Genomic DNA, 2,980 nt, shown 5'->3' with positions numbered 1-2,980 from the left:
GCGCGGGTAGCAGCTGCCCGGGCGAACGCGGCTCGAGCCGGCGCGGCTCGGGCCGGTGCTGGACCGGCCCGAGCCGGAGGACGACCGGGCGGGCTGCCGACAGCTGGGGGGACCGGGCGAGGGCCCGGCGGACCGCGGCGGACTCCGCGGCATGGACCAGGCCGAGCACGACGAGGCCCATCATCACCTGGACGGGCACGGCGGCGAACGCGTTGCGAACCTCGATCACCAGGGGTACGAGCAGCACCAGGCAGGCCGTCTCGGTCCCCCGCCGGGAGCGGCCATGGTCCATCCAGGCCACCATGAGTCCGGTGACCAGCAGAAACAGGATCACACCGCCGAGGCCGAAGTTGTAGTAGGCCTCGGCGATCGGGGACCCGCCGATCGGACCCTCCCGATCCATGATCAGGACGTTGAACAGCCGCTCGTCGCCGAACTGGGAGGGCTGGGGCCGGCCCAGCACCCGGCCGGACACCAGGCGTTCGAGCTGCCCGTAGAAGGTCGAGCCGGGCGGTGGGTGTTCGCCCATGCCGTCGCGCCAGTCCAGGACCGCGCCGATCGGGCGGATCGACGCGCCGAGCTCGGCGGCCCCGTCGACCGGGCTGAAGGTGACGGCGCTGAGCCGGACCGCGGCAAGCCCCGACTGGCGGATCTCGCGTAGCCCACCGATGAGGGCGAGCAGCGCCACCACCCCGAGCAGCACCACGACGCCGCGCACGACGACACGTCGACGGGCCGCGACCGCCGCGGCCGACACGGCGGGGAACATCACCTCCGAGCGCAGCCCGAGTGGCAGGGCGATCACCGCGAACAGGGCGAACACCACGATGGTGGCGCGCCGCCACCGACCGGGCCCGTCGATGACCGCCAGCACCAGCCCCAGGCACAGGCCGAACAGCACGTAGGGCACCAACGGGGACCGCAGCGCGGTCTGCCCGACGTCCGTGTAGGAACCGAACAGCAACCCCAGTCCGCCGGTGCTCAGCACGATCGCCACCAGCGCAGCTGACGAGGCCGTGACCAGCGCACACCCTGCCGGCGCCCGGAAACTCGACCGCGCCGCCCCCACGGCAACGGCGGGCAGCGGGGAGGGGGGAGCGACGGAAACGGGAGCAGCGGCGGTCGGGGCCGGCACGGCGGGGCGGCGCAGCGCTCCCCAGAGGGTCATCGCCGCCACCCCGACGGTGGCGGCCAGAACGCCGATGGTGGCGATGGTGAACAGCCGGCTCATCGGATAGACGGCCAGCCAGCGGAAGTCGTACTGGGCCCGGATCCGGTCGAACGAGGTGCCGGTGGCATACAGCACCGCCACCCCGAAGTGGAACACCGACAGGGTGATCAGATAGACGGACGAGCAGGCCCACACCCCACGCGGCTGGGCCCGCACGCACAGCAGCACGCCGCCGGCGACGATCAGGACGCACACCCGGGCCGCCGTGCGTTCGGGCAGGGCGACCAGCGACGACGACCAGGCCACGACGACGAACAACGCCAGCCCGCAGCCGACGAACGCCAGCGCCGCGGCCCGCTGGGCGGTCGCCACCGAGCGCTGCGCGCGGGCGGTCCGCGACCGTGGCCGGCGGACCGTGACAGGCGGCGGCAGCCGAGGGGCACGAGGCACCCCGGCCCGGGTCTGGGCGGGCATCGACTAGGACCACACGGCCGTGATGTCACGCTGCCAGGTGTCCATCGTGAACGGCGAGCGCCGCACCAGCCGCATGGCCTCACGGCGCTGCTCCAGGGTCGGCGGGATGGCGGTGAGCATCTCGGCGGTGTCCGACCACAGCACGTCGGAGGCGCTCAACGGCAGGGTCGTCACCCCGGGCAGCAGCCGGGCGATCTCGCTGACGCCGGGCAGGTCCGCGGACAGCACCGGCGTGCCCACCGCCAGCGCCTCCAGCACGACCGTGGGCATGCCCTCGTGCAGCGAGGTGACCAGCAGCAGCGACGATCCGGCGAGCAGCCGGGGGATCTCGCGCACCTCGCCGGTGAACTCGACGTCGTCGGCGATGCCGAGCCGCTCGGCGAGCGCCGTGAGCTGCGCCGTCTCCGCCGGATCCTGGCGGCCGACGATGCGCAGCCGCGCCGGCACCGAGCGGGCCCGCAGCGCGGCGAACACCTCGACCGCCCGGACCCGGTTCTTCAACGGATCCGGGCGCGCGATGTGCACCACGGTGACGCCGTCGGACTCGTCCGCCTCGGGCTCGCCCGCTCTCCGACGAGCGGCGATGGCCACCCCGGACGGTTCCAGTTCCACACCGTTGTAGATGACCCGGCAACGCTCGTCCAGGCGCCACGTCTCGCGCCACAGGCCGCGCATCGCCGCCTCGCTGACCGCGATGATGTCGGTGGCGCACCGGTCGAGCAGCCACCGGCCGACGGCGCGCTGGACCCGGCCGCGCAGGCTCGTCCCGTGCCGGTCGGCGCTGCTGACGAAGTAGGCGACCCGCCGGCGCACTCCCCCGACCCGGGCGAGGGCCAGCACCACCCCGGAGAAGGTCGCCACGGCCGAGTGGACGACGTCCGGGCGCATCTGGCGCACCAGGCGCAGGAACCGGATCGGGAACAGCCAGTCGACCCGGCAGTAGTGGACCTCGCTGCCCAGTTCGCGGATCTCGTCGTCCAGGGAGCCCGCCGCCCCGGAGGTGACGGCGAACTCGAGGCGGAACTCCGCCGGGTCCAGCCGGCGCAGCAGGTTCAGCGCCCGCAGCTCCACGCCGGCACGGTCCATTCGGCCGAGCACCTCCAGCACCCGCACCGGTCGCCGCGGCCGCGACGCCGGGTCGGACACCGGCGCCGCCGGCTGGTCGGACGGCGGCGCCGGCCGAGGAGTCAGCGACAGATCGGACGTCGACGGATCGGATGTCGACGGATCGGACGTCGGCATGGTCTCGGGGGTCAACGGTGGTTCTCCACTCGCGTCGCGCGGGCAGCCGGGACGGCGCCGGACGACCGGCCCGCGCGGCTCGCGGCCTGGCCC

The 2,980-nt window shown here is 74.2% G+C and carries 2 protein-coding genes; both read right to left on the bottom strand.

Annotation, left to right across the window (positions count from 1 at the left end; all coding sequences use genetic code 11):
- A partial coding sequence (wzy, locus tag ND747_RS15980) for an O-antigen polysaccharide polymerase Wzy (protein WP_251734410.1) occupies positions 1-1,645 on the bottom strand: 1,645 nt, incomplete at its 3' end.
- Between the two features lie 3 nt (positions 1,646-1,648).
- Positions 1,649-2,887 (bottom strand): glycosyltransferase, encoded by a 1,239-nt coding sequence (locus ND747_RS15975; protein ID WP_251734411.1) that lies wholly within the window; start codon positions 2,885-2,887, stop codon positions 1,649-1,651.
- Positions 2,888-2,980 lie beyond the last annotated feature (93 nt).

The sequence above is a fragment of the Frankia sp. R82 genome (assembly GCF_023716925.1).
GTDB lineage: Bacteria > Actinomycetota > Actinomycetes > Frankiales > Frankiaceae > Frankia.
This window is presented reverse-complemented; position numbering and strand designations above follow the sequence as displayed.

Bases quoted from the DNA above. Each gene is read 5' to 3' on its own strand.
- ND747_RS15975 (WP_251734411.1), bottom strand. From the start codon at position 2,887: ATGCCGACGTCCGATCCGTCGACATCCGATCCGTCGACGTCCGATCTG.